24 protein-coding genes are annotated in these 25,144 nt (G+C 64.3%); 11 read left to right on the plus strand and 13 right to left on the minus strand.

Annotation, left to right across the window (positions count from 1 at the left end):
• Positions 1–5 precede the first annotated feature (5 nt).
• The 4 genes from ACOOE1_RS10090 to ACOOE1_RS10105 are packed head-to-tail and all read left to right on the plus strand — an operon-like array spanning position 6 to position 4,760.
• Positions 6–362 carry a sarcosine oxidase subunit delta gene (locus tag ACOOE1_RS10090; RefSeq protein ID WP_420406219.1) on the plus strand — a complete coding sequence of 119 codons (357 nt, stop codon included), beginning with the start codon at positions 6–8 and terminating at the stop codon, positions 360–362.
• Positions 359–3,370 carry a sarcosine oxidase subunit alpha gene (locus ACOOE1_RS10095; RefSeq protein WP_420406220.1) on the plus strand — a complete coding sequence of 1,004 codons (3,012 nt, stop codon included), beginning with the start codon at positions 359–361 and terminating at the stop codon, positions 3,368–3,370. Before ACOOE1_RS10090 ends, ACOOE1_RS10095 begins: the two co-directional genes overlap by 4 nt.
• Positions 3,363–3,965, plus strand: a complete 603-nt coding sequence (locus tag ACOOE1_RS10100) for a sarcosine oxidase subunit gamma (RefSeq protein ID WP_420406221.1) — start codon at positions 3,363–3,365, stop codon at positions 3,963–3,965. Before ACOOE1_RS10095 ends, ACOOE1_RS10100 begins: the two co-directional genes overlap by 8 nt.
• Positions 3,966–3,992: 27 nt before the next feature.
• Complete coding sequence (locus tag ACOOE1_RS10105) at positions 3,993–4,760, plus strand: metallophosphoesterase family protein (protein WP_420406222.1); 768 nt, start codon at positions 3,993–3,995, stop codon at positions 4,758–4,760.
• Here the strand turns inward: ACOOE1_RS10105 and gstA are convergent, their stop codons facing one another.
• Together gstA and ACOOE1_RS10115 are read right to left on the minus strand one after the other, a co-directional pair.
• Positions 4,761–5,381, minus strand: coding sequence for a glutathione transferase GstA (gene gstA / locus ACOOE1_RS10110; protein WP_420406223.1), 621 nt, complete (start codon positions 5,379–5,381; stop codon positions 4,761–4,763).
• Positions 5,382–5,445: 64 nt separating this feature from the next.
• Positions 5,446–6,516: an NAD(P)H-dependent flavin oxidoreductase gene (locus ACOOE1_RS10115; RefSeq protein ID WP_420406224.1), complete on the minus strand. Its 1,071-nt coding sequence runs from the start codon at positions 6,514–6,516 to the stop codon at positions 5,446–5,448.
• Positions 6,517–6,647: 131 nt separating this feature from the next.
• On the opposite strand from ACOOE1_RS10115, the gene ACOOE1_RS10120 reads away from it, so the two are divergent.
• A complete protein-coding gene (locus ACOOE1_RS10120) occupies positions 6,648–7,013 on the plus strand; it encodes a winged helix-turn-helix transcriptional regulator (RefSeq protein WP_420406225.1) in 366 nt (121 codons plus the stop codon).
• 6 nt (positions 7,014–7,019) lie between these two features.
• Here ACOOE1_RS10120 and ACOOE1_RS10125 read toward each other — a convergent pair whose 3' ends face one another.
• Positions 7,020–7,799 (minus strand): ion channel, encoded by a 780-nt coding sequence (locus ACOOE1_RS10125; protein WP_420406226.1) that lies wholly within the window; start codon positions 7,797–7,799, stop codon positions 7,020–7,022.
• 160 nt (positions 7,800–7,959) lie between these two features.
• On the opposite strand from ACOOE1_RS10125, the gene ACOOE1_RS10130 reads away from it, so the two are divergent.
• Positions 7,960–9,087, plus strand: a complete 1,128-nt coding sequence (locus ACOOE1_RS10130) for an alanine racemase (protein WP_420406227.1) — start codon at positions 7,960–7,962, stop codon at positions 9,085–9,087.
• A 24-nt stretch (positions 9,088–9,111) separates the two neighbouring features.
• Here ACOOE1_RS10130 and ACOOE1_RS10135 read toward each other — a convergent pair whose 3' ends face one another.
• Positions 9,112–10,707: a trimethylamine methyltransferase family protein gene (locus ACOOE1_RS10135; RefSeq protein ID WP_420406228.1), complete on the minus strand. Its 1,596-nt coding sequence runs from the start codon at positions 10,705–10,707 to the stop codon at positions 9,112–9,114.
• A 248-nt stretch (positions 10,708–10,955) separates the two neighbouring features.
• Between ACOOE1_RS10135 and ACOOE1_RS10140 the strand changes: the two genes are divergently transcribed.
• From ACOOE1_RS10140 to ACOOE1_RS10150, 3 genes are all read left to right on the plus strand, one after another.
• A complete protein-coding gene (locus ACOOE1_RS10140; protein WP_420406229.1) occupies positions 10,956–11,780 on the plus strand; it encodes a hypothetical protein in 825 nt (274 codons plus the stop codon).
• 177 nt (positions 11,781–11,957) lie between these two features.
• Positions 11,958–12,392 (plus strand): hypothetical protein, encoded by a 435-nt coding sequence (locus ACOOE1_RS10145; RefSeq protein ID WP_420406230.1) that lies wholly within the window; start codon positions 11,958–11,960, stop codon positions 12,390–12,392.
• A complete protein-coding gene (locus tag ACOOE1_RS10150; protein ID WP_420406231.1) occupies positions 12,392–13,003 on the plus strand; it encodes a hypothetical protein in 612 nt (203 codons plus the stop codon). Before ACOOE1_RS10145 ends, ACOOE1_RS10150 begins: the two co-directional genes overlap by 1 nt.
• Positions 13,004–13,681: 678 nt before the next feature.
• On the opposite strand, the gene ACOOE1_RS10155 is transcribed toward ACOOE1_RS10150, so the two are convergent.
• The 8 genes from ACOOE1_RS10155 to ACOOE1_RS10190 form a co-directional block, all read right to left on the minus strand.
• The gene (locus ACOOE1_RS10155) at positions 13,682–14,176 is read right to left on the minus strand and encodes an isoprenylcysteine carboxyl methyltransferase family protein (RefSeq protein ID WP_420406232.1); all 495 of its coding nucleotides are present in this window, start codon (positions 14,174–14,176) and stop codon (positions 13,682–13,684) included.
• Between the two features lie 8 nt (positions 14,177–14,184).
• Positions 14,185–15,234, minus strand: a complete 1,050-nt coding sequence (locus tag ACOOE1_RS10160; protein ID WP_420406233.1) for a type III polyketide synthase — start codon at positions 15,232–15,234, stop codon at positions 14,185–14,187.
• A gap of 261 nt (positions 15,235–15,495) precedes the next feature.
• Complete coding sequence (locus ACOOE1_RS10165) at positions 15,496–16,821, minus strand: surface carbohydrate biosynthesis protein (protein ID WP_420406234.1); 1,326 nt, start codon at positions 16,819–16,821, stop codon at positions 15,496–15,498.
• 255 nt (positions 16,822–17,076) lie between these two features.
• Complete coding sequence (locus ACOOE1_RS10170) at positions 17,077–17,958, minus strand: dihydrodipicolinate synthase family protein (protein WP_420406235.1); 882 nt, start codon at positions 17,956–17,958, stop codon at positions 17,077–17,079.
• 52 nt (positions 17,959–18,010) lie between these two features.
• Positions 18,011–18,655: an RraA family protein gene (locus ACOOE1_RS10175; protein WP_420406236.1), complete on the minus strand. Its 645-nt coding sequence runs from the start codon at positions 18,653–18,655 to the stop codon at positions 18,011–18,013.
• Between the two features lie 30 nt (positions 18,656–18,685).
• Positions 18,686–19,888 (minus strand): UxaA family hydrolase, encoded by a 1,203-nt coding sequence (locus ACOOE1_RS10180; RefSeq protein WP_420406237.1) that lies wholly within the window; start codon positions 19,886–19,888, stop codon positions 18,686–18,688.
• Entirely contained in the window at positions 19,885–20,181 is a 297-nt protein-coding gene (locus tag ACOOE1_RS10185) for a UxaA family hydrolase (protein ID WP_420406238.1), read from the minus strand. The genes ACOOE1_RS10180 and ACOOE1_RS10185 overlap by 4 nt, the downstream gene beginning before the upstream one ends.
• Before the next feature lie 100 nt (positions 20,182–20,281).
• Positions 20,282–21,136, minus strand: a complete 855-nt coding sequence (locus ACOOE1_RS10190; RefSeq protein WP_420406239.1) for an NAD(P)H-binding protein — start codon at positions 21,134–21,136, stop codon at positions 20,282–20,284.
• A gap of 110 nt (positions 21,137–21,246) precedes the next feature.
• Between ACOOE1_RS10190 and ACOOE1_RS10195 the strand changes: the two genes are divergently transcribed.
• Complete coding sequence (locus ACOOE1_RS10195; RefSeq protein ID WP_420406240.1) at positions 21,247–21,903, plus strand: TetR/AcrR family transcriptional regulator; 657 nt, start codon at positions 21,247–21,249, stop codon at positions 21,901–21,903.
• Positions 21,904–22,010: 107 nt separating this feature from the next.
• The gene (locus tag ACOOE1_RS10200) at positions 22,011–22,634 is read left to right on the plus strand and encodes a class I SAM-dependent methyltransferase (protein WP_420406241.1); all 624 of its coding nucleotides are present in this window, start codon (positions 22,011–22,013) and stop codon (positions 22,632–22,634) included.
• A 13-nt stretch (positions 22,635–22,647) separates the two neighbouring features.
• On the opposite strand, the gene ACOOE1_RS10205 is transcribed toward ACOOE1_RS10200, so the two are convergent.
• Positions 22,648–25,065, minus strand: a complete 2,418-nt coding sequence (locus ACOOE1_RS10205; protein ID WP_420406242.1) for a GcvT family protein — start codon at positions 25,063–25,065, stop codon at positions 22,648–22,650.
• Between the last annotated feature and the right edge of the window lie 79 nt (positions 25,066–25,144).

Raw genomic sequence — 25,144 nt, forward strand, 5'->3', positions numbered from 1 at the left:
ACGAAATGCTGCTGATCACCTGTCCCTGGTGCGGTCCCCGGGACGACAACGAATTCCACTACGGCGGCGAGGCCCACATCGCCCGCCCGCTGAAACCCTCCGAGCTGAGCGACGCGGAATGGGCCGAATACCTGTTCCTGAAGCAGAACCCCAAGGGGCCTTTCACCGAACGCTGGTCCCACAGTGCCGGCTGCCGGCGCTGGTTCAACGTGGTGCGCAATACCGCCACGGACGAGATCATCGAGACCTATCCGATGGGCGAACTGCCGAAGAGTCCGGAAGGCATCAAGGCCTACAAGGAAAACTGGCGACGCGACAGCGCGGCGGAAAAGAACGCCAAAGCTGGAGGTCAGGGCACATGAGCGGGCAGACCTACCGAATCCGCGACAAGGGGCGCATCGACCGCAGCAAACCTGTCCGCTTCTCCTTTGACGGCAGGAGCTACGAGGGCTTCGAGGGCGACACCCTCGCCTCGGCCCTGCTCGCAAACGGCGTCCATCTGGTCGGCCGCAGCTTCAAGTACCACCGCCCGCGCGGCATCTTCGGCGCCGGCTCGGAAGAGCCGAATGCCCTGATCCAGCTCGGTGCCGGCAACAGGTCGGAGCCCAACCTCCGCGCCACCCAGATCGAGATCTTCGACGGGCTGCAGGCCGAGAGCCAGAACCGCTGGCCGTGCCTGAAATTCGATATCGGCGCGATCAACTCCGTATTCCACCGGCTGTTCCCGGCAGGCTTCTATTACAAGACCTTCATGTGGCCGGCCTCGCTCTGGATGAAATACGAGCATGTGATCCGACACGCCGCCGGCCTCGGCAAGGCGCCGAAGGATCGCGACCCGGACCGCTACGAGAAAATGCATGCCCATGCCGACGTGCTGGTGGTCGGCGGCGGTCCTGCCGGCCTTGCGGCGGCGCTGGCGGCGGGCAGAACCGGCGCCCGGGTTCTTCTGATGGAAGAGACCGCGGACTGGGGCGGCGCATTGCTATCCGAGAGCGACTGCGAGATAGACGGCAAGGCACCCGCGCGCTGGGCTACCGAAACCGTCGCCGAGCTTGCATCCATGCCGGAGGTGACGGTGGTCAAGCGCTGCACCGTGACCGGCTACTACGATCACAACTACCTGACGGCGCTCGAGCGGGTCAGCGACCATCTCGGCGCCGCGCCGGAGCATAGCCCGCGCCAAAGGCTCTGGAAGATCCGGGCAAAGCGCGTTGTGCTGGCCACCGGCGCGCTGGAACGGCCGATCGTCTTCTCCGACAACGACCGGCCGGGCGTCATGCTTTCCTCCGCCGTGCGCACCTACATCAACCGCTACGGCGTGCTGCCGGGCCGCAAGGTGGTGATCTTCACCAACAACGACGATGCCTACCGGACCGCCCTCGCGATCGAAGGGTCCCATGGCAAGGTCGCGGCCATCGTGGATGCCCGCGCCTCCGTCTCCGGCGAACTCCCCGACGCGGCCCGCGCAAAAGGGATCACGATCTACGAGAACCACGGCATCGTCTCGGTCCCGGGCAAGAACAAGGTCAGCGGCGTCGAGGTGATGCAGCTGGACTCGACCGGCGCCGGCGTGACCGGTTCGGCCAAGTCGGTGAATTGCGATCTCGTCGCCATGTCCGGCGGCTGGAACCCGACTGTGCACCTTTTCTCCCAAGCCAAGGGCAAGCTCGCCTGGAACGACGAGATGGCCGCCTTCCTGCCGGGCACGGCAAGCCAGGCACTCGCCAGCGCCGGCGCCTGCAATGGCACTTTTGCGCTCGCCGACGCCCTGAAGGAAGGGCTGCAGCTCGGTGCCGAGGCCGCGCGCGAGGTCGGTTTCAAGGGCCGTGCACCTGCCGCGCCGAAGGCGCGCGAGCCGGAACAGGGCGCGCTCCGCCCGCTCTGGATCGCGCCTGGCAAGGCGAAACTCGGCCGCAAGGGCAAGCATTTCGTCGATTTCCAGAACGATGTCACCGCCGCCGACGTGCAGCTCGCCGCCCGCGAAGGTTACCGGTCAGTGGAACACCTGAAGCGCTACACCACAACCGGCATGGGCACCGACCAGGGCAAGACCTCGAACGTCAACGCGCTGGCAATCCTCTCCGACGTGCTCGCCTCGGATATCCCCGCCGTCGGCACCACAACCTTCCGCCCACCCTACACGCCGGCAACGATCGGCGCCTATACCGGGCGCAATGTCGGCAAGCTCTTCGAGCCGGTGCGCAAGACCCGGATCGACGAATGGGCGCGGGCGCACGGCGCCAGGTTCGAGCATGTCGGCCAGTGGATGCGCGCCTGGTACTTCCCGAAACCGGGCGAGACCTTCCGCCAGGCGATCGACCGTGAGGTCAAGGCGGTGCGCGACTCTGTCGGCATCCTCGACGCCTCCACCCTCGGCAAGATCGACATCCAGGGCCCGGACGCCGCCGAGTTCCTGAACCGCATCTACACCAACGCATGGCTCAAGCTCGGCGTCGGACGCTGCCGCTACGGCCTGATGCTGAAAGAAGACGGCATGGTCATGGATGACGGCGTGACCACGCGGATCGGCGAGAACCGCTTTCACATGACCACCACCACCGGCGGAGCGGCGAACGTCCTCTCCTGGCTGGAAGAATGGCACCAGACGGAATGGCCGGAACTCAAGGTGTTCTTTACCTCGGTGACCGAGCAATGGTCGGTCGTTGCCGTCAACGGGCCGAAAAGCCGGGCGCTGCTTGAGAAGCTCTGCTCCGACGTCGATTTCTCCGCCGAGGCCTTCCCCTTCATGTCCATGAAGGACGGCACGGTCGCAGGCATCCCCGCGAAGATCTACCGGATCTCTTTCACCGGCGAGCTTTCCTTCGAGGTCAATGTGCCGGCGCGCTACGGCCTCGCCCTCTGGGAAGCGCTGATGGAAGCGGGGAAAGAATTCGACATCACGCCCTACGGCACCGAGACCATGCACGTGCTGCGCGCCGAGAAGGGCTTCATCATCGTCGGCCAGGAGACCGACGGCACGGTGACGCCGCTCGATCTCGGCATGGACTGGATCGTCTCGCGCAAGAAACCGGATTTCATCGGAAAGCGCTCGCTTGAACGCGAGTCGATGGCCGCGGAGGACCGCAAGCAACTCGTCGGCCTGCTGACCGAAGACCCGAACGTGGTCTTGCCGGAAGGCGGGCATGTCGTCGAGAAGCTGAGGCCTCAGCCGCCGATGGAGATGCTCGGCCACGTGACCTCGAGCTATTACAGCCCGAATTGCGGGCGTTCCATCGCCATGGCTCTGATCAAGGGCGGTCACAAGCGGCACGGCCAGAGCCTGCATGTCCCGCTCGAGGACAGGCTGGTGAAGGTGACGGTGACCGAACCCCGGTTCTTTGATCTGGAAGGGAAGCGGATCGATGGCTGATCTGGACAACCTCAAGGCGCGCACTCCGCTCGACCCGCTGGACATCATCCATGGTGGCCCCTCGGATGCCGGTGTGGTCCTGACCGAGATCCCCTTCCGCACCAAGCTGGTGCTGCGCGGCAACTCCGCCGAAAAGGCCTTCGTCACGGCGGTGAAATCCGTCCTCGGCGCGCCCCCTCCGGCAGAGGCAAACAGTGTCGCCGCCGTAAAGGATGTCCGTATTGTCTGGACCGGTCCGGACGAATGGATGGTCTATGGCGACGATGCCGAGCTCGCAGCCAAACTCTCGAACAGGCTGGAAGGCCTGCATGCCGCGGTAACCGAGGTGACGGAGCATTATACGATGGTCCGCCTTTCCGGCCGCCATGCCCGCGACGTCATGGCCAAGGGTTGCGCGATCGATCTGCATCCGCGCGAGTTCGGCCCCGGCAAATGCGCCCAGAGCCATATCGGCCGTATCACCGTGCTCTTCGACCAACTCGACGAGGCGCCGACCTACGACATTCTCGTACGCGCCAGCTTTGCCGAATATCTCTGGATGTATCTCGAGGATGCGGCTCTGGAATACGGAGTGCGTATTGAAAGCTTGGGATGATCTGCTCAAAAGCGATACAATCATCCCATGAAATTTGCAGCGATCGCCGACATTCACGGCAACAGCCTCGCCCTTCAGGCCGTTCTCGAGGACATCGAAGCCGCAGGCATAACCGAGATCGTCAATCTCGGCGATTTCTTCAGTTCTCCGCTCGATGCCGAGGGAACGGCGGAACTGCTGCGCGGGATCGATGCCCTTTCGATCCGCGGCAACCACGATCGCTGGCTCATCGAGCAGCCGCCTGAAGAGATGGGCCGATCGGACAAGACCGCCCATGACCAGTTGGCCTCAGGGACGCTCGACTGGATCCGGACTTTGCCGGCGAGCATGGTCTGGCGCGACCAGATCTTCCTCTGTCACGGAACGCCGGAAGACGACAACACCTACTGGCTGGAACAGGTCACCGACGACGGCAGGGTCCGCAGCGCCGCCTTGAAGGAGATCGAAGCCAGGGCACAGAATATCGAGCAAAACCTCATCCTCTGCGCCCATACACATCTGGCGCGCACGGTGGCGCTTGCGGACGGACGCATGATCGTGAACCCGGGAAGTGTCGGCTGCCCGGCCTATACCGATGTCGAGCCTATTCCTCACAAGGTGCAGGCCGGTCATCCGAATGCCTGCTATGCCATCCTCGAGAAACGTTCCGTCGGCTGGTCCGTCAGCCACCGGCAGGTGCCGTACGATCATCTGGAAATGGCGCGGCTCGCCATGGACCGGGGCCGCGTTGACTGGGCGGAAGGCCTCGCCACCGGATGGATCAGCAACGAGACCTTCGCATCGATTGGCGCCTGATCAGGCGGCGTCCTTCAACAGCCCTTCGGCCTTCATCGCCGCCTTCACCGACGGACGCTCGGCCATCCGTGCCAGATAAGCCTTCAGGTTCGGACGCTCGCCGAGACCGAGCCCGGTGAAATGCGCCCAGTTCGCCACCGTGAAGAGGTAGGGATCGGCTACGGAGAAAGCGTCTCCGAGGAAAAACCGACGGCCGTCCGAAAGCTCGCTCTCCACGTCGTCGAGGCGGAGATTGACCTTCTTCCGCGCCGCGGTTTTTTCGTCTTCGGTCGAGTCCGGCTTGAAGAGCGGGCTGAAGGACTTGTGCAACTCGGTGCCGACAAAGTTCAGATGCGCCTGCAGCCGCGCCCGCTCGACGCTGCCCTGGGCAGGCGAGAGATCCTTGCGGCCGGAATTGTCCGCGAGGTACTGGACGATCGCCGGCCCTTCGGTCAGGACGTCTCCGCTCTCAAGCGCCAGCGCCGGGACATAGCCCTTTCCGTGCACCTGGTAATAGTCTGCCCCGGTTTCGGTCTTGTGGGTCTTGCCGTCGACCCGCTCGGTCTTAAAGGCCGCCCCGATCTCATGCAGGACGATGTGCGGGGAAAGGGAGCAGGCTCCCGGGATGTAATAAAGCTTCATGTCTGTCCTCCTATGACAGGGTGCGTCCGGCAGCACGCCCGCTGGACGATATGCCCGGAGCCGCTCATGCGGCGCGGGCGGATGGGAGATCGGAGATCAACTCGTCCATCAGGACGTCCGCCGATCGGTGTTTCAGGTTCGGCGCCGACTGACCGGCATAGAGCGAAAGCAGGTCGTCGCGTCCCTGCTTCAGCGCGGCAGCCTTGATCGCGCCGAAGAACCAGCTCTGGACCGGAAACGGCGGGAGGTCTTGCCCCTCCATATCGCGGATCCAGCGGTTGCGGATGCCGCGCGCGAGACGGCCGGTGTAGGATCGGGTGAGTGTCGTGTCGCGGACCGACTCTGTGAACAGCAGATCCCGGTGCGCCTGGCTGGTGCCGGACTCCGCGCAGGCGAGAAAAGCCGTGCCGAGCTGCGCCGCGCCGGCGCCGAGCGTGAGCGCCGCCCGCACCCCCCGTCCGTCGACGACCCCGCCTGCCGCGATCACCGGCGCCTTCACATGTGCGGCGGCGACCTGCACCAGCGAGAACGTCCCGGTCAGGCTCTCTTCTGCCGGGGCAAGGAACGACACCCTGTGGCCACCCGCCTCGAGCCCGGTGGCGACGATGAGGTCGACACCGGCCGCGTCCAGAGCCTCCGCCTCGGCCAGCGTGGTGGCCGCACCGACCGTCACGATGCCCAGGCGGCGGCATTCCTCGAGGATCTTTTTCCCGGGGATACCGAACACGAAGCTGAAGACCGGCGGGCGCGCTTCCAGCAGCGCCTCGATCTGATCCTCGAAGCGGTGATGGAAACGCTCCGGCAGGATCGGCGCGGACAGACCGAGTTCCTCATAGTAGGGAGCGAACACCGGGTAGTAGCGCTCGAACTGGGCGGCATTCGGATGTTCGCCCCCCGGGTCATGATCGGAGACCCAGAGATTGAGCGCGAAGGGCGCGTCCGTCGCGTCCGAGAGGCGGCGCGTGAGAGCGGCCATGTCTTCCGGCGCGGTCACGTGGGCGCCGTACGATCCGAGCCCGCCGGCATCGGAGACCTTAGCCGCCAGTTCGACGGTCGAGAGGCCGCCGCCGAACGGTCCCTGGATGATCGGATAGCGGATGCCGAGCCTGGCCGCCGCCTCGGTGGTGAACGTCATTGGTTGCTCCCCGTTGCTGCAATGTCGTTCTCTCACCTAGGATCATAGATTACCTTTGTAAATCACGTTTCTTTTTGTAATCTCATTATCGGATTACGGTCAGGTAACCATCGCACCGGGAGGTGACCTCCATGGCTCTGAAAATGCGCAAGAACAAAGTCGCGCCGCCGCCGGACGGATGCCCGCTCAGCACCTGTCTCAGCGTCATCGGCGGCACCTGGGCCCCGAACATCATCTGGTATCTGAGCGAGTCCCCGCGCCGCTTCAGCGAGCTGAAGGCGGACATTCCCGGGGTCTCGGCGAAAATGCTCACGCAACGCCTGAAAGAGCTTCAGGAGCTGGGCGTGATCGCCCGCACGGTGAAGCCAACCTCCCCGCCCTCGGTGGAATATGCGCTGACCGATCTCGGCCAGGAACTGGTTCCTGCAATCAACGCCATCGTCGCGGTCGGGTATAAACTGAAAGCCAGGCGGCAGGCTGCGGAGGCGCGCGCCTGAACGGCCTCAGTTGATGCCCTCGGTCTCGATCTTCAGCGGCTCGCCGCAATGCTTGCAGTGGACGGCGTCTTCCTCGTGCCGGCTGAGACCGCATGACGGGCAGGTATAGGCCACCTTCTGCGGCCGGAAAATGGCCTGCGCCAGCCGCAGGAACAGGGCGACACCGACCACCATGATCAGGACCGCCAGCACTCGTCCCGACGTCCCGGTCAGGACGATGTCGCCGAAGCCGGTCGTCGTGAGCGCCGAGACGGTAAAATAGAGCGCGGCGATGAAATCCTCGATCCCCGGATTGTCGCCGAATTGCAGCACGAAGACGACGGAGGTCACGAAAAACACGAAGACGCCAAGATTGACCGAGCCGAGGATCACCTCCTCGTTCCGCCGGAAGAACGGCGTCTCGGAGCGCAGGTCCCGCAGCACGTGATAGGAATGCAGCAGCCGGAGCGCGCGCAGGACACGCAGGAAGGCAAAGCTCTGGCTGAAGAGCGGCGCCAAGATCAGCGACAGGATCACGAATATGTCCGCGATGGTGTAGATCTGCCGCAACATGCGGGCCTTGTTGGGCGCAATCCAGAACCGGGCGAGAAAATCGCCAAGGATGAGCAGGCCGATGACCCCATCCACGAGGAAGATTTCGCGGGTCGGGGTCAGCGGGATGGTGACGATGAAGAAGCCGATCGTGAAGATGTCGAAGACGATCAGCGCATAGCGGAACAGCGCCGCGTTGCGGCTGCGCCCGGTATAGAGGAGCTCCAGAGTCTTCTTCAGGGTCGTGTCGGCCATGCGGCAGAATTTCCATCTCGTTGGCGCGCCCACTCTAGCGGGCATCGGCGCGCGGGGACACGGGTCTGATGACATTCCACCGCCAACTTGACTTGTCCCGTGACGTGGACCCGCTCTAGGCTGGCCGCCTCCTTCCGGTCTTCCAGCCAAGAGCGCGCGCATGAAACTCTCCGACCTCCAGACCCCCTGCCTGATTCTCGACAGAACGCGGCTCGCACGGAACTGTTCCCGCATGATCGACCGCGCGAAGGCGCTCGGCGTCGCGCTGCGCCCGCACATGAAGACCGGAAAATCCGCGGAGATCGCGAAGCTGGCGACAGCCGGTCAGCCGGGCGGCGTCACCGTCTCGACGCTGGCCGAGGCGGAATATCTCTTCGAGAACGGCTTTGCCGACATTCTCTACGCCGTCTGCCTCCCGCCCTCGAAACTCGACCGCGCGGCGGCGCTGACGGCGCATGGCGCGGACCTGAAGATCCTGATCGACAGCCCGGAAGTGGCCGAAGACATCGCGGCCCATCCGGGCAGCCACAAGGTGGTGATCGAGATCGACTGCGGCGAGCATCGCACCGGCGTCGACCACGACCGATCCCGCCTGCTGGAGATCGCCCGCATCCTCGCGGGTGCGGAGCGCTCGACGCTCGCCGGCGTCATGACCCATGCCGGCCATTCCTATCGCGGCCGCACGCCGGACGACATGCGCACCGTCGCGGCGACGGAGCGGGACGCGGCGGTCGCAGCGGCGGAAGCGATCCGCGCCGAGGGTATCGATTGCGCAATCGTCAGCGTCGGCTCGACCCCGACGGCGCTCTATGCCGACCACCTCGAAGGCGTCACCGAAATGCGTCCGGGGGTCTACACGCTGGGGGATCTCTTCCAGGCCGGCATCGGGAGCCACGGGGTCGAGGACATCGCCGCCTCCGTCGTCGCCAGCGTGATCTCGCACAACCGGGCGCGCGGCACGCTGATGCTCGATGCCGGTGGCATCGCACTCTCCAAGGACCGCTCGACGCAGGCGCTGGGCGAGGACGGCGACATGGGTTTCGGCCTCCTGGCGGATCTGCAGACCGGCGCGCCGCTCGACGGTCTCACCATCCGCGGCACGCACCAGGAACACGGCGAGGTCGCGGTCGGCGATCCCGAGCTCTTCGCCAAGCTGCCGATCGGCACGAAAGTCCGCGTGCTGCCGAACCATGTCTGCATGACCGTCGCGGCCTATGAGGGATATGAGGTCTTCGAGGAAGGGTCGGACGAGATCGTCGCACAATGGGAGCGGCGCAACGGCTGGTGAGCTGCAGCGGCACCCTCGATCACATCACACGTTCGAGTCCTCGAAGGACGCCTTCCGCTTGGTGAAAAACTCAACCAGCGCCTCGTCCACCGCCGGGTCGATCTCCGGTGCCTGGTATTCCGCCAGCATGGTCTTCACCCGGTCGCCCGTGCGCCGGTAAGCGTCACGGGAGCCTTCGGCGGCCCATTGCTCGTAGGTGTTGTTGTCCGCAACCTTTGAGCGGAAGAAGGCGGTCTCGAAATTCGCCTGGGTGTGGGCGCAGCCGAGGAAGTGCTTGCCGGGGCCGACCTCGCGGATCGCGTCCATCGCCTGGCCGTTCCCGGTCATGTCGACGCCGCCCAAGAGCGTCGGCATCATGGCGAGTTGGTCGGCATCCATCAGCAGTTTCTCGTAGGAGGCGACGAGGCCGCCCTCGAGCCAGCCGGCCGAATGCAGCACGAAATTCACCCCGCCCATCACCGTCGGGTTCAGGGTCTGGGCGGACTCGTAGGCCGCCTGCGCGTCCGGGGTCTTGGAGCCGCAGAGCGAGCCGCCGGAGCGGAACGGCACGCCGAGGCGGCGGGCGAGCTGGGCGCAGCCATAGAGCACCATGGCGGGCTCGGGCGTGCCGAAGGTCGGCGCGCCGGACTGCATGGAGATGGAGCTGGCGAAGGAGCCGAAAATCACCGGCGCGCCCGGCCGCACCAGCTGGGTGAAGGCGATGCCGGCCATCGCTTCGGCCAGCGTCTGGGCGAGCGTGCCCGCGACCGTCACCGGCGACATCGCGCCCGCGAGGATGAAGGGCGTGGTGATGCAGGCCTGGTTGTTGCGGGCATAGGTCTTCAGCGCCCCCAGCATGGTGCCGTCCCAGGTCATCGGCGAGTTGGCGTTGATCAGGCTGGTGCAGACCGTGTTGTTCTCGACGAAGTCCGCACCGAACAGGATCTTCGCCATGTCCACGGTATCCTGCGCCCGTTCCGGCGCGGTGACGGAGCCCATGAACGGCTTGTCGCTGTATTTCATATGGGCATAGACCATGTCGAAATGCCGCTTGTTCACGGGCAGGTCGACAGGCTCGCAGACCGTGCCGCCGCTATGGTGCAGCGAGGGCAGCATGTAGGTCAGCTTCACGAAGTTCCGGAAGTCCTCGATCGTCGCGTAGCGCCGCCCCCCTTCGACGTCGCTGACGAAGGGCGGACCGTAGACCGGTGCGAAGATCGTGTTCCTGCCGCCGATCTCGACAGAGCGGGCCGGGTTGCGGGCATGCTGGGTGAAGGTCGACGGCGCGGTCTCGGCCAGCTTGCGGGCAAGGCCGCGCGGGATGTGGACCCGCGTGCCCTGGACGTCGGCGCCGGCGTCGCGCCACAGCGCAAGCGCCTCCTCGTCGTCCTGAAACTCGATGCCGATCTCTTCCATGATGGTGTCGGCATTGGCCTCGATGATCTCGAGCGCTTCCTCGCTCAGGATCTCGTAGACCGGCACGTTGCGCGTGATATAGGGCGCCTGCACCTGGCTCGGCCGGGCACGCAGGGCGCGGCGCGCCTCGCGGCCCCCGCCCCCGCCGCGTCCGCGACGTCCCCGTCCTTCGGCCGAGGCGGCCTCGGTTTCAGTCGTCTCGAGATCCCGGGCTTCAGCGGCCATCTCGCATCCTCCAAAAGACAGCGTATTCACTCGATATGAGCACGATTGGAGGCGGGGACTTTCTAATGCGCGTCACTGCTTGTCGCCCTTGGACCAAGAAGGCGCGATTTGGGGCGCTTCACCAATCGGAGAGGTCAGCGCTTCGCCATTGAATGCGGGGCTCGGCGGTGAGAAGCTGTTTCCAACGCAGAAGCCGGTTTCCGCGCTGCAGCGGCGCGCAATGCCGGCCCGAACAGGAGGAATGCCCCATGTTCCGTCAGATTGCGTCCCTTGCCGCCATAGCCGGACTCGCGACCGGACTCGGCACCGTCGATGCCGGGGCCGCCGGCAAGAAGGCCGAACTGCCGCAGGTGCTCGGCCTCGTCGCCACCAAGCTGCCGGTGCCGCTCGAATGCACGGACGGCAGCTGCACCGGTTTCTTCTCCGCATTCTGTCTGCAAGAGCAGCGTCCGAAGCCCAACGAAGGCCATGTCTACGACGCCGCCGGAGAAGGCGACATCACCATGGTGGTGGAGAAGCGAGACGGCAGCATCGCCGAGTTCTCCGCCGCCGGCCTGCTGCATTTCGAAAGCACCGGCGCCTATACCTCGGTGCGGATTTCTATGGATGCGCGCCGGCTTGCCTCGCTCGATGCGAAATCGGTGTCGCTCACCGTGCCGCGCCGGGTCTCCCTGCTGCCGCGCTCGGAGCCGACCGCCGCCGCCCGGCCGAGTGCCGAGGATCTGGATGCCGCCACCGGTGACAAACGCCTGCTGGCCGAAGGATATTTCGAGAACGGCGCCCCCCGCGCTGACGCGGGCGCCGTGCTCTCGCGGCTGATCAACCTGCTGCCCGCCGAAGGATATGCGCCGAAAGCCGTACGGGACGGCGCCTGGGGCAAGGCCGCGAGCCCGGCCAGCCTGAAAGCCTTTTCCCCCGAAGGTCTCGGGACGGCGCGCGAAGCCTATGACCGTTGCCGGGCCTATGCCGACCAGGGCTACAAGGTGCGGTTGCGCGGCTGCCTCGAGAACAGCCACGATAAGCTGATGAAGATCCTGAACGACAAATACTGGGAGGGAGATGCCGGCTTCTGACAAAAAATCCGCCATTATATCAATACATTAACAAGTTTTCTTTCGGGCGGAAACAACCGCGGCCGGGTCTGCGAGACCGCCTGTCCCGCCTTATCTTGCTGTCGCGCAGCAAGTATCGGTCCGATGAAGCTGGACAGGCGTCCGTCAGTCGCCATAAAGTACGCACGACAGCAACCAATGCCTGATACGATTGGCGCCCAGGGAATGCATCAATTGCGGCTCGTCGATAATCAATCCCCTCCGGTCCGCTGGAGAGAGACGGATTTTGCCGAGGAGATTCCGCCGGCTGCCCTGGACGCTCTCGCCGCATACTATCCCCTCGCCCGTTGTCCCGACCGCGATGCGGTGGAGCAGTGGATCGTTTCCGAACCCGGGCTCTCGGGACCGCATTGCGCCCTCTTCCAGCTGACCGGAGGCGGCGTCGAAATGGTCCGGCAGGGTTCCGGAATTTGTACCGGAGTCACTGCCGCACTGACCCGGATCATCGAAGAAGACATTCTGGGAACCGAGGACGGCGCGCGCCGCTACGAAATTCAGGTCTACGATCTGCGGGACGCGACCGTTCTGCCGCTGCTCCAGAATGCGGGATTGTGTCTGGCGGTCGTCATCTGATGCCATCCGGCCTTCAGCTTGAAGTGATCCGCGGGGACGCCCCCGCAGTTATCGTCACCTACGACCAGCTCGATTTCCGCCTGGGCACGGACAATCAACTCGCCGAGATCTTCACCATGTCCGCGCGCGCCGGAACACCAGGGATGCCAAACCTCAAGGGCATCACCTTCAACGAAGTATCCGAACGGGCGCCTGACGTTCTGCCCTACATGCACATCCTGAAAGTTTCCGGCGAGCCGGCCACTTTCGAGTACGAGCGCTTCGGTTTCGGGACGCGGATCCATGGCGGCGGGCATCCGCAGTATTTCGGCGAGCTGGTTCCACGTCTCGGTCCCAAGCTGTGGAGCAGCCTCGCCGGTCTCTATGCGGATGCGGCCTTCCGCGGCCGGATCTCCCTATCCGAAATTCACGCCAGCGCGGGCGGCGAGTGGTTCGCTTACCGCAGGCTGGTGATGCCGCTCTCTTCCAATGGTCGCGACATCGACAAGGTTCTGTGCGCCATTGTCCACAATACGTTCGAGCTCGAGGGCCTGCTGCCTGGCGATCTCGTCAGCGTTGATGTCAATGACGAATACCCCCTCCTCGTTACCTGTCGGTCGGAAAACACCTGACAGCGCCAGCCACGAACGTGAAAAGCCGTAGATCCGGCTGGCGAAACCTGCATCCGCAAGTCCCGACAGGATCATCCCGCAATGCCTGTCGACCCCCCAATGAATGACGGAAAGAGATCGAACAAGCCGGGGGAGGACCCAAGAAAGACCGGTCTTGCGGGCTTTGGGGTGAACCCAGAGGCCTCCCGCATGACCGATCTTGCCTCCGAGTCGGGTATCGAACACGTGCCGCTCATAAGGCTTTGCAATAATTCCGGTCCCCTCAACGAAACCGACGAAGTCCTCCGTCTCAATTAAACGGTCGCAGATGATCGCCACGGTCTCCGCATTCTCGTTCGAAACCCGGAGCCAGAAAGCGTCTCCCGGCCGGAAAGTCGCCACCGCAGGGTCGAACATACTTGAGACCGCAGTCGTGGCCGGTGCGTTCTGCATAATATGCTTCCATTCTCCCATGTCGTTCTCGATCGAGATGCGATAGCCGGAACGGACGATGAGGGATATGGTTTCGCGATAGTAGGAACGCGCGGTGTCAATTTTGGTGAACATGCCGATTCTCCTTTGCTAGAGTCGACACCATAGCATGTGCAAAGCACCGCTTTAGTGCGGTTCCGCGGGGACGACCCAGGCGGCAGGGGAAGGAATTGAAAACGCCGCGCGAACCCGCAACGCATCCGTCCGTCAGCGCCTTTCCGACAGGACCTCTTCCTCGGCGCCGATGCGGTAGGCGAGCAGGACGAGGTTCGCGAATCCGAACAGCAGCGCAAGGTCCCAGGCACCGAAGGCGAGCGGCAACAGCGGGATCTCGACCGCCACCAGAAGATAGTTCGGATGCCGGATCCATCGGTAGGGACCGTGCCGGACCAGGGGAGCGCCCGGAAGGGTGACGATCCGTGTGGTCCAGAACCGCCCGAGCGTGACGATGATCCAAAGGCGCATACATTGCAGCAGGGCGAAAACAGCCAGCAGCAACGGATCGGGCGCCTGCGTCTTGCGAACCAAAAAGAACAGGGCTGCAATCCAGGCGCTGTGCAGCAGGACAAAAAACGGGTAGTGCCCCGGATGCCGCTCCTCGCCGCCGTCATCCAGCAGCCGGGTCAGGTTCCGGCGCGCATGAACGAGTTCCGCGAGGCGGAGTAACGCGACCGCCATAGCAATCCATTGCGCCCACCCCATGGCCTTCTTCAGCCCTCCAGAACGGCAAAGCCCGCGGTGAACCCCGGACCAAGGGCCTGAGCGAGGATCCGCTGACCGACTGTGCCAGCCTCCATCATCCGATCGAGAACGAACAGGACCGTCGCCGCGGACATGTTGCCGTAGTCGTTGAGGATCGCGCGCGACGTCCGCAGGCCGCCTTCCGGCAGGCCATAGGCCGCCTCCAGAGCCGCCGCCACCTTTGCGCCTCCCGGATGGCAGGCAAACAGGTCGATATCGGCAAGGGTCAGATTGTGCTTCGCGAGGAAACGCTCGGTCTCCTCGCGCATGCCGGCCCGCACGATCTCGGGAATGCGCTGGCTGAAAATCACGCCGAGCCCATCTTCCTCGACGGACCACCCCATGACGTCGAGCGAGTCCGGCCAGGTATGCTCGCCCCAGGCCGTCACGGACACTCCGCCTCCGCCTCCGCCGCCCCGCAGCACCGCGGCAGCCGCGCCGTCACCGAACAGCGCGCCCGCGACCTGATTGGACTTGCCAGTGTCGCGCCAGCGAAAGGTCAGGCTGCAGAGTTCGACCACCAGCAACAACACGGTTTCGCCTTCCCGGACGGTCGCGAGCTGCGCCGCCCGCCCGAGCCCGAGCACGCCGCCGGCACAGCCGAGGCCGAAGAGCGGTGCCCGCTTCACATCACTGCGAAAGCCGATGCGGCGCATCAGACGTGCATCGAGGCTCGGCGTCGCAATACCGGTGCTGGAGACGGTCACGAGCGTATCGACAACTTCCGGTACGAGGCCCGCGCGCTCCAGCGCCCGCTCAGCCGATAGGGCGAGCAGATCCTCCGCCGCATGGAGATAGACCCCATTGGCCTCGCTCCAGCTGCGCGGCGTCTCGAACCAGTCGAGCGGGACGGAAAGATATCGCGCCGCGACCCCCGCATTTCCGTAGACCGGCGCCATCCTGGCAAATTCCGGCGCCCGTTCCTGAAAAATGCGCTTCGCATGGGAAAGAGCGTCACCCTGGCAGAGGCGATGCTGCGGCACCGCCGTCGCGACACTGAGGAGTCGTGGAGCAATCATGCCATGAAATGTGCGCCTGTTCGGACTCACGGCAAATGAAAAACCCGCGACGGCGCGGTATCGCAACGTACCGGATCGTGGGGCGTACTATCGTACGGGCAATTGACTGTCCATGGCGGGAACATTGATAACGCCCGCGTTTTTGGCATCACCACGGGATTTGGTCGACATCTGAATTCTTGCAACGACGTGGCAGCTTCGACAGAAACGCCGCCAACCTTGTTAGCAGACGGCTCTTCCGCGTTGAATGCCGCTCAATAATCATTCCCCGGCGTAGATCGCATGGATCGAACCACTCACCCGATGCACGTGTAACTTTGCCGAGATCCCCATTCCGCGAGCGATATTCTGCATGTTCTGCATCACATCGGAACGCGAGAGCTGCAGTTTCCTCATTCGATATTCATCTAGTTTGACGAAGGTCAGCTTGTTGTCACCGGCCCGGAACAACGATCCCTCGAAAGCAGGCAGATCCAGTTCGTCCAAAGCCGACAGGATTGCAGTCGTTGCTCCGCAATTCTCCCCCAGAGCGATATGGTCGGACAGCGTATCTCCGAACTCCTCCTTAATGGCCGACACCGCACTGGCGCGATCGTCTATTGCCGCTTCAACCGCCTTGAAGAGCTGGCCCAGATCCCTGAACACGGGTGTCACCAAATTAGAGAGAAAGATACTCTCCACCCAGTTCGTGTAAGGTGCAAAGGCTGCCACTGGCACTCCCATGACCATGGCCTCCGTACCCGTCGTGCAGGTATTGTGAATCAGGATATCCGCGCCGAGCATCCAGGGCGTGGCGGCGCCTTCAAAAACGACATGAACGCGATCCTGTCCGGCCAAAGCGCGGTGCCAATACGAATGGTCCTCGGAGGGATGTGGCCGCAGGATAATCTGATGGCCCGGGAAACGGTCCCTGAGCGCCAGCACCATTTCCTGAAACCGCATCATGTTCTGCTCTTCGAAACTGAACGTCGCCTCGAACCATGCACGGTCTTCGGGGTCGTCCCATTTCGCGTACCCGACCCGTTCGCAGACGGCGACAAACTCTTCGCGACTGCCATGGCCGGTGTTCCCGGCACCAAAATTCGTATTCACGAGAATATACCGGCCGAACCGGCCGCGAATGCGCGCGACATCTGGCTCGAAGGATCTGGTCATCGATGACGACAGCAGATCGAACCGGGGGTTTCCAGTGACCACAAACCGATCTTTGTGTTCCGGAAACTCGTCGAGGAAAATTCGATGCTGGTGCGGTCCCTGAAAAAAGAACTTGTCCAGTCTTCCGAGGAATTGCGATGTCACGCCCTGGAGAACAAATCTCCTGTCCGCCATCGCGGTGACTTCCTCGTCGATCGCCACGACACGGTGACCGCTGTCTCTCGCGTGTCCAGCCCAGTTGCTCTGGACCGTATTGCTGCCCTTTAGAAACACCACACCAGGCATGAACTTGTTCAGGTTGCGGACCATCGACCATTGATCGCCGACAATCACCATGTACCCACGCGCGGCAGCACGGAACACCAAAGGCAGACGCGCATTAAGCTCACGCGCCGACTCTTCGATCGGTAGATAAAGCCTTTTGTATTTCATCAGGATCTAACGAATGAAGGACAGACACGCTTCCGTGTAATAGCTCCGTCTTAGATATCATAGTAAGAAATCGCTCACTCTTGCGCGCGCCCCTCGAAGATCCGGTGGGCACGGGCAAGAACCTCGCTCTGCCTCGGGCGGCGCCGCAGCGTCACCGTTGCGACGCCTGGGAGGCGCGGAACGATCAGGCCGTGCAATGTGCGCCTGTTCCGGAGAACGGCAAATGAACAAGCCGCGACACCGCCATGCCGCGGTCTACAGCAGCCCGAGCCCGTCGAGGGCCCGGCGCACCTCCGCCTTCTGCGCCTCGGTTGCGGGCGAGGTCGGTCGCCGGGCGAGTCCGGCGTCGACCCCCTGAAGCTGCTGCGCGTATTTCACCAGCGACGGCATGTTGTCGACCCCGACCGCATCCCAGACCGGCATCAGCCGCTGGTGCAGGTCGAGCGCGGAATCCCAGTCCTGTGCCGAAACTGCATCCCATAGCTTTACCGACGGACCAGGCGCCGCGGTCAGGATCGCCGCGATCGCACCCGGCGCGCCAAGCTGGTAGGAGGACATGAGCAAGGCGTCGACGGCGCTGAAGATCATGTTCCGCGGGTTCGCCCGGCGGATCAGGTCGGCAAAGAGCTTCATGTCGCCGGCACTCTGCTTGACCCCGAGCACGCCCGGCACTTCGTCCATGATCCGCAGCAGCAGGTCCGGCGAGAGATAGCACCACGGGACCACGTTATAGATCAGGATCGGCACGCCGCACTCGGCATGGATCTCGGCGAAATGCCGCACCATCGCGTCATCGTCGGGCCGGAAGAGGTAGTGCGGCGGCGTCACCTGCAGGGCAGCGACCCCCAGGTCCTTCACCAGGTGCCCGCGCGCAGCAACCTCGGCGGTCGCGTTCGCGATGATCCCGGCGACCACCGGCACGCGGCCACCGACCGCCTCCACCGTCGCCGCCATCAGGTCCTTGTATTCCTCACGCCCGAGAGCATGCCCCTCGCCGGTGCTGCCGCCCGCGGCGAGACCATGGACGCCGTTCTCGATCAGCCAGTCGACCTGGCCCTTGACCAGACCGAAATCGATCTCCCCGCTCTCCTTGAACGGCGTCGTGAAGGGCGCAATGATCCCCTTGAGTTCACTCATGTTTTCCTCCCAACTGCGGACGCCTTGTGGCGTCTCTCTTCTCCCCGGCGACTCAGAACTTGCCGTATTTCAGATAGGCTTCCTGCGGGTCGGTGCCGGCGAGGATCGCGGTACGGACCTTGTTCTCGGTCGTGATCGCCGTTTCCGATTTCTCCACCACGTCCTCGACGATTCCCTTCGGCACACGGATGAGCCCGTCCCGGTCGCCGATCATGTAGTCGCCCGGTTCGATCACAACGTCGCCGATGCGCACATCCACCTCGGTTGCCGCCGGCAGCCACCAGCCGACGATGTCGCGCGGCGTGAAGCCGCGGCACCAGGTCTGGAAGCCGATATCGAGCAGGAAGTTCACGTCGCGGGCAAAACCGTCGGCAACGCAGCCGCGCACGCCCTTGTCCTTCAGCGTCTCGGCCGAGAGCTCGCCCATATGCGCCACCGTGCGATCGTTCGGCTGGCAGACCCAGACGGAACCCGCCGGCGCCTTGGAGAGCAGTCCGGTCCAGGCGAGCAGGGTCTCGTGCGCGTCCGCCGTCGGGTCGACCTTGCCGAGGATGGTGAAGGCGGGTCCGGCCATCGGCTTTTCCGGCAGGATCGGCCGCAGTTCCGGCGGCAGGGTGAAATCCTTCAGCCCCATGCCGCGCATCACGTCATGCACGACGCCCGTGTAGCATTTCTCCAGTCGCTCGGTGATCGACATGGTTCCCCCCAATTGGTCTTTGTATTTTCCTTATTCCGCGGCCGGCAGGCAGGCCGGGCCGATCGGCTCGAAAGTCTTGTAGGTCAGGATGAATTCCTGATGGCCGAGATCCTCGGACCGGGTCCGCGCGCCGCCGGCCACCTCCAGCACCAGGTCCCTTATCTCCGTCCCCACCTCGTCCAGTTCCGCTTTGCCTTCGAGAATACGTCCGGCATCGACATCCATGTCGTCCGCCATCCGCCGGTAGGTCTCTGGATTGGCGCAGATCTTGATCACCGGCGAGATCGCAGAGCCGACGACAGAGCCGCGACCGGTGACGAACAGATTGATATGCGCGCCGCAGGCCATCAGCTCTGCGATCTCGGCATTGTCGTTGATATTCGGAAAGCCGTAGCGGACCTCGCCGTCCGGCACCACGTCGAGCAGGTAGAGCCCGCCCGTTGGCGGCACGTCGCCCGGCTTCAGCAGCCCGACAATAGGCGAGGCGCCGGATTTGGCATAGGCGCCCATCGATTTCTCCTCGATGGTGGTCAACCCGCCGGTTGCGTTGCCTGCCGCGAAGGAACCGTAGCCGAGCGTCGCGTAGTAGCGGGCCGCCTTGGCGACGCTGGCCTCGAGTTCGAGGGCGAGCTCCGGCGTCGCAGCCCGGGCGGCCATGATGTGCTCGCAGCCGATCAGCTCGCCGGTCTCCTCGAAGATGCAGGCCGCACCGTTGCCGATCAGCATGTCGAAGGCGCGTCCGGCCGCCGGATTGCCGGTGATGCCGGACGTCCCGTCGGAGCCGCCGCAGATCGTCCCGACCACCAGTTCGGAGGTTTCCATCGGCACCCGTTCGGCAGCCTCGAGCGCGCCCAGATGATCCTCGATGAAGGCCACGCCTTCCGCGATCGCGGCACGCGTTCCGCCGACCTGCTGGATCGTGACCGTCTTCACCGGCCGGCCGGTGGCGGCGACCTGCTCGCGCAGCAGCCGGTTGTTGAAGGACTCGCAGCCGAGCGACAGCAGCAGCGCCCCGCCGACATTCGGATGGGTGCAAAGCGCCGTCATCATGCGCTGCGCGTATTCGTTCGGATAGCAGCCGGGAAAGCCGATCAGATGGACGTCACGGTCCCGGAAGCGCAGCGTGATCTCGCGGGCGACATGATGCGCGCACTCGACGAGGTAGGCGACCAGCAGGACATTGCGGATGCCCTTGCGCCCGTCGCTGCGCGGGTAGCCTGTGAGCGCACTCATGCCCCGTCCTCCGGCAGACTGTAGGTCGGCGTGTAGTTGCTGCGGACATTCTGCACGTGAACATGCGCGCCCGCCGGTATGGGTGCGGTCGCCACGCCGATCACGGCACCGTATTTCAGGACCGGCTCTCCCTCGGCGATGGCGTGGCGCGCCACCTTGTGTCCGAGATTGAGGCTGCGGTCCGCGACAATTTCGCAGAACCCGACCTCGAAACGCTCGCCAGCATCAATGCCCCGGCGCAGGACCAGGACATTGTCTTCCGGATTGAGCAGCAGCAGGCGAGGGTCGGTCATGCTTCAGGATGCGCGCCACATCCGGGTGACCGCAAACGAAAAACCCGCGGCATTGTTGCGCCACGGGCATTTCAGCGTTCGGAGCGGACTCCGACCGCGCTCAGACCATCGCCGGCTCCTGCGCCTTCCAGATGCCAGTCGGAGCGGTGCGGGCGAGATATTCGGAAAGGCGGGCGGGCGGGCGTCCGAGGCCGCGCTGCACGCCGTCGGCCAGCTGCGCATTGCGGCCATCCAGCACCGTAGTGAAGAGATAGAGCAGCAGCGAAATCTCTTCGGCAGGCACACCGTACCCCCGCAGCATGGCGGCGTAGTCCCCGGCAGACACCTGGCGGAACGTGATCGAACGGCCCGCCGCCTCCGAGATCGCCGCAACCGCCTCGCGGAAACTCAGGAGCTCCGGGCCGGTGACTTCATAGAGCGCCCCGGAATGGCCCGGTTCGGTCAGCGCCGTGACCGCAATTTCTGCGATATCCTCGACATCGATGAACGGCTCCGCCGTGTCGCCCACCGGCAGGACGACCTCCCCGGCCTTCAGGGCATCGAGCAGGAAGGTCTCGCTGAAATTCTGCAGAAACCAGCTTGCCCGGATAATTGTCCAGTCGGCGCCCGATGAGATCAGGGCCTGTTCCGCCTCCTCGGCTTCCGGCTCTCCGCGACCGGACAGCAGCACCATCCTTTTGACACCGCCCTCAAGTGCCGTCGCCGCGAGGCGCCGAATGGCCTCCACCGCTCCCGGCACCGCGAGATCGGGCTGATAGGTGATGTAGATCGCGGACGCCCCGGCGACGGCCGGAGCCCAGCTTTCCGGCGCATTCCAGTCAAACGGCAAAGCCGCGCTGCGCGAGCCGATCCGCACCGGGCGCCCCCGCTCGACCAGCCCCTTCACGACCCGGCGTCCGGTCTTGCCGGTCCCGCCGAGAATCAGGACCGGCGTGTCGTCTGAATGCATTGTCATCGTCATCTCCTGAAATGTGAGCAATCCTCATATTTAGAAATCTGATAAACTCTCACATTTACCGAGTCAACGGAATTTGCTCTGATGGCAGCCGGTTTCACGGAGAGGTCATGTCGAAAGAACTGCCGGATATGTCGCATGTCGCGTTGGAGCACATCTCGCTCCGGCGCATGCCGAACCAGGAGCGCAGCCGTGCGCGGGTCGAGCAGATGCTGAACTGCGCCATCTCGGTGATCGCCGAGAAGGGCAGCGAGGCGATGACGATGAGCGAGGTGGCGCGGCTCGCCGGCGTCTCGATCGGCTCGCTCTACCAGTACTTCCCCGACAAGAGCGCGATCATCCGGGCACTTGCCGAACATTACGGAGCGGAGTGCCTCGGATGCATCGAGGACGGGCTGGCGGACGCGGATACGCTCGATGCGCTCTGTGACGCGTTCGGCGCCTTGATCGACGTCTATTTCGGCCTGTTCCGGGCGGAACCGGTCATTCGCGACATCAATTCCGCAATGGGCGCGGACAAGACCCTGAGGGATCTCGAAATCGCGGAAAGCCGCAGAAGCGGCGAGGTCTTGACGGAGGCTCTTTGCCGTGTGGCACCTGACTGCGACAGACAGGGCGCCGCCACGGCGTGTTTCCTGATCATGCATCTCGGCGAGTCGACCATGCGGCTCGCAATCTCGATGGGTCCGGATGAAGGCGCGAGGCTCGTCCATGCCTATAAACATATGGCACTGAACGAGTTACGCCGGATCGGAACAGCGCACTGACACAGCGCCGCTGCCGCAATCGCGGCTTTTTGACTCCCGCCCGCCGATTCGCCTCTCGACAAGACGCCTGATTAACCACAAAAAGCCCCGCAAACGGGGAGAGAGCAATGACCGATACGGCCGGGTTCTGGAACAGGCACGCGGAAGGCTACGCCAGGCGCCCCGTCGGGGACCAGGCCGCGTACGAGTACAAGCTGGCCCAGACCCGGGCGCGGCTCTCGCCGGAGATGAAGCTGCTCGAAATCGGCTGCGGCACCGGGACCACGGCGCTGCATCACGCGCCGCATGTGGCCCACATCCGAGCGACGGACATTTCGCCGAAAATGCTGGAGATCGCCCGCCGCAAGGCGGACGCTGCCGGGATCGGGAACGTCAGCTTCGAGACCGCCGATTTCGACAGCCTGGAGGCCGCGGACGCAACCTATGACATGGTCATGGCGCACAGCATCCTGCACCTGCTGCCGAAACGCCGGGACGCGATCGCGAAGGCGGCCCGCCTGTTGAAACCGGGCGGGCTCTTCGTCACCTCCACGCCGTGTCTCGCAGGGATCCGGACGGGCTGGCTGCGCTTCGTGCTGCCCCCCGCGCGCTGGCTCGGCTTCGTGCCCTGGGTCGGCTTCTTCACGGTCGAGACGCTGCTCGACGACATCGCGGCGGCAGGCTTCGAGATCGAGGAAAACTGGCAGCCGGGGCCAGCCAAGGCCGTTTTCTTGATCGCCCGCAAGCGGTAGAGCGGCCGGCTGCCTAGCCGCGCATCAGCATGCCCTTCGGGTCGTGCAGCGGCGCGTCCACCCGGTGCGCCCGCAGGATCCTGCCGAGAATCTCGACCTCGAAGCCCTCGGTCTTCTCCGCAATATCCCGCGGCACGTAACCGAGCGCGATGCTCTTGCCGGTCGAATGGCCAAAGCCGCCGGAGGTCACCCAGCCCACGGCCCTGCCATCGTGGAAGATCGGCTCGTCGGCGATCGGATCGATCTCCCCGACATCGACGGTGAGCGTGATCAGCCTGTACTTTCCGCCTCCCGCCGCCTGTTCGGCGGCCAGCGCGTCGCGGCCGATGAAACTGTTTTTCGACATGTCGACAAAGCGCTCCAGCCCGGCCTCGAAGGGCGAATAGTCCGGCGTGAATTCACGCAGGAATCCGCCGAAGCTCTTCTCCAGCCGCAGCGAATTCAGCGCCCGGCCGCCGAAATGCTTCAGTCCGAATTCGGCTCCCTCCTCGACAAGCAGGTCATAGAGCGCGAGCAGATAGTCCGGCCGGACCCAGATCTCGTAGCCCCGCTCGCCGGTGAAGGAGAGCCTTCCGACCATGGCATGCAGCCGGCCGATATTCATTTCCCGGAAGGACATGAAGGGCATCGCCGCCGTGGAGACGTCCTCGTGGGTGAGATTCGCCAGCAGGTCCGCCGCCTTCGGCCCCGCAATGGAAAGGCCGACGAGATCCTGGCAGCGGCTGCGGATCTCGACGCCGCTTTCCGGCAGATGATCCCAGAACCAGCGCAGATGGAACATCTCGGCGACGCCGGAGCCGAAGATCATGAAACGGTCCTCGGCGAGCCTGGCGATTGTGAAATCGCCGATGATCCTGCCCTGCCGGTTCAGCATCGGCGTCAGCACGATGCGGCCGGTGCGCGGCATCCTGTTGGTCATCAGCTCGGAGAGCCACGCTTCCGCCCCCTCGCCCGTCACCTCGTACTTGGCGAAGTTGGAAATCTCGATCATGCCGACGCCCTCGCGGACCGCCTTGCATTCCTCGCCCACCGGACCGAAGGCATTGGAGCGGCCGAAGGTCACGTTCTCCACCGGTTCCGTGCCCTCCGGCGCGAACCAGAGCGCATGCTCCAGTCCGTAGGAGGCGCCGAAGACCGCGTTCTTCGCCTTCAGCCGGTCGTAGATCGCGGTCATGCGGAGCGGCCGCGCCGCCGGCAGTTCCTCGTTCGGGAAGGTGATCGAGAAGCGGCGGGAATAGTTTTCCTTCACCTTCTCGTAGGCGTAGCCCTTGGTCGCGTAATTGCCGAAGCGGGCGCAGTCCATGGCGAAGACGTCCATGTCCGGCTCGCCCTCGATCATCCATTGCGCCAGCGCGAGGCCGACGCCGCCGCCCTGGCTGAAACCGGCCATGACGCCGCAGGCGAGGTACATGTTCCGCAGGCCCGGAACCGGGCCGACCAGCGGGTTGCCGTCGGGCGCGAAGGTGAAGGGCCCGTTGATCATCGACTTCACCCCGGCCTCGGCGAGGAACGGGAAGTGCTGGTAGGCGACGTCGAGCGAGGGCGCGATGCGGTCCAGGTCCGGCTGCAGCAGCTCGTGGCCGAAATCCCACGGCGTCTCGTGCGGCGACCAGGGCACGCAGGCCTTCTCGTAGGTCCCGAGCAGGAAGCCCTGACCCTCCTGTCGGGTATAGATCTCCGCCTCGAAATCGATCAGGTGCGGCAGCTCCGCCTCGAGCGCCTTGATCTCGTCCAGCGGCTCGGTGATCAGGTAATGGTGCTCCATCGCCAGCACCGGCAGTTCCAGCCCGACCATGCGGCCGACCTCGCGGGCCCAGAGGCCGCCGGCGTTGACCACCTTTTCGCAACGGATCGTGCCCTTGTCGGTGACCACAGACCAGGTGCCGTCCTTTTCCGAGACGAGCTCCTCGACCTTGGTGTGGCGGTAAATCTCCGCCCCGCCCTTGCGCGCCGAGATCGCGTAGGCGTTGGTCACGCCGGAGGGATCGACATGCCCTTCGTTCGGATCGTAGACCGCGCCGACGAAATGCTTCGCGTCGCAGAGCGGGTGCAGGCGCTGCACCTCGTCGAGCGAGATGAAGTCGATATCGAGACCCATATATTTCGACTTCGCGACCATGGTCTTCAGGTAATCGACGCGCTCCTGCGTGCCTGCCGCCATGATGCCGCCGGAGAGATGCACGCCGGTCGCCTGGCCGGAGATCTCCTCGATCTCCTTGTAGAGGTCGATGGTGTATTTCTGCAGCTTGGTGACGTTCGGATCGCTGTTCAGCGTGTGCATCCCGCCGGCCGCGTGCCAGGTCGAACCGGAGGTGAGCTCGCTGCGCTCGACCAGGACCACGTCCTTCCAGCCGAGCTTGGTCAGGTGGTAGAGCACGGAACAGCCGACGACGCCCCCGCCGATGACCACGACCTGCGCATGCGATTTCATGAAGCGTCTCCCCTGCCCGGCGCCATTGTGCAGGGGTTAGTCGATCAGGTCCGCACCAATGAGGCGAGCCGCATGGCGA

The organism is Nisaea sp., from assembly GCF_965216895.1.
GTDB lineage: Bacteria > Pseudomonadota > Alphaproteobacteria > Thalassobaculales > Thalassobaculaceae > Nisaea.

What these genes read in the sequence shown, in the direction of transcription:
- ACOOE1_RS10090 (WP_420406219.1), top strand. Translation starts at nt 6, where the DNA reads ATGCTGCTGATCACCTGTCCCTGGTGCGGTCCCCGGGACGACAACGAA.
- ACOOE1_RS10095 (WP_420406220.1), top strand. Translation starts at nt 359, where the DNA reads ATGAGCGGGCAGACCTACCGAATCCGCGACAAGGGGCGCATCGACCGC.
- ACOOE1_RS10100 (WP_420406221.1), top strand. Translation starts at nt 3,363, where the DNA reads ATGGCTGATCTGGACAACCTCAAGGCGCGCACTCCGCTCGACCCGCTG.
- ACOOE1_RS10105 (WP_420406222.1), top strand. Translation starts at nt 3,993, where the DNA reads ATGAAATTTGCAGCGATCGCCGACATTCACGGCAACAGCCTCGCCCTT.
- gstA (WP_420406223.1), bottom strand. Translation starts at nt 5,381, where the DNA reads ATGAAGCTTTATTACATCCCGGGAGCCTGCTCCCTTTCCCCGCACATC.
- ACOOE1_RS10115 (WP_420406224.1), bottom strand. Translation starts at nt 6,516, where the DNA reads ATGACGTTCACCACCGAGGCGGCGGCCAGGCTCGGCATCCGCTATCCG.
- ACOOE1_RS10120 (WP_420406225.1), top strand. Translation starts at nt 6,648, where the DNA reads ATGGCTCTGAAAATGCGCAAGAACAAAGTCGCGCCGCCGCCGGACGGA.
- ACOOE1_RS10125 (WP_420406226.1), bottom strand. Translation starts at nt 7,799, where the DNA reads ATGGCCGACACGACCCTGAAGAAGACTCTGGAGCTCCTCTATACCGGG.
- ACOOE1_RS10130 (WP_420406227.1), top strand. Translation starts at nt 7,960, where the DNA reads ATGAAACTCTCCGACCTCCAGACCCCCTGCCTGATTCTCGACAGAACG.
- ACOOE1_RS10135 (WP_420406228.1), bottom strand. Translation starts at nt 10,707, where the DNA reads ATGGCCGCTGAAGCCCGGGATCTCGAGACGACTGAAACCGAGGCCGCC.
- ACOOE1_RS10140 (WP_420406229.1), top strand. Translation starts at nt 10,956, where the DNA reads ATGTTCCGTCAGATTGCGTCCCTTGCCGCCATAGCCGGACTCGCGACC.
- ACOOE1_RS10145 (WP_420406230.1), top strand. Translation starts at nt 11,958, where the DNA reads ATGCCTGATACGATTGGCGCCCAGGGAATGCATCAATTGCGGCTCGTC.
- ACOOE1_RS10150 (WP_420406231.1), top strand. Translation starts at nt 12,392, where the DNA reads ATGCCATCCGGCCTTCAGCTTGAAGTGATCCGCGGGGACGCCCCCGCA.
- ACOOE1_RS10155 (WP_420406232.1), bottom strand. Translation starts at nt 14,176, where the DNA reads ATGGGGTGGGCGCAATGGATTGCTATGGCGGTCGCGTTACTCCGCCTC.
- ACOOE1_RS10160 (WP_420406233.1), bottom strand. Translation starts at nt 15,234, where the DNA reads ATGATTGCTCCACGACTCCTCAGTGTCGCGACGGCGGTGCCGCAGCAT.
- ACOOE1_RS10165 (WP_420406234.1), bottom strand. Translation starts at nt 16,821, where the DNA reads ATGAAATACAAAAGGCTTTATCTACCGATCGAAGAGTCGGCGCGTGAG.
- ACOOE1_RS10170 (WP_420406235.1), bottom strand. Translation starts at nt 17,958, where the DNA reads ATGAGTGAACTCAAGGGGATCATTGCGCCCTTCACGACGCCGTTCAAG.
- ACOOE1_RS10175 (WP_420406236.1), bottom strand. Translation starts at nt 18,655, where the DNA reads ATGTCGATCACCGAGCGACTGGAGAAATGCTACACGGGCGTCGTGCAT.
- ACOOE1_RS10180 (WP_420406237.1), bottom strand. Translation starts at nt 19,888, where the DNA reads ATGAGTGCGCTCACAGGCTACCCGCGCAGCGACGGGCGCAAGGGCATC.
- ACOOE1_RS10185 (WP_420406238.1), bottom strand. Translation starts at nt 20,181, where the DNA reads ATGACCGACCCTCGCCTGCTGCTGCTCAATCCGGAAGACAATGTCCTG.
- ACOOE1_RS10190 (WP_420406239.1), bottom strand. Translation starts at nt 21,136, where the DNA reads ATGACAATGCATTCAGACGACACGCCGGTCCTGATTCTCGGCGGGACC.
- ACOOE1_RS10195 (WP_420406240.1), top strand. Translation starts at nt 21,247, where the DNA reads ATGTCGAAAGAACTGCCGGATATGTCGCATGTCGCGTTGGAGCACATC.
- ACOOE1_RS10200 (WP_420406241.1), top strand. Translation starts at nt 22,011, where the DNA reads ATGACCGATACGGCCGGGTTCTGGAACAGGCACGCGGAAGGCTACGCC.
- ACOOE1_RS10205 (WP_420406242.1), bottom strand. Translation starts at nt 25,065, where the DNA reads ATGAAATCGCATGCGCAGGTCGTGGTCATCGGCGGGGGCGTCGTCGGC.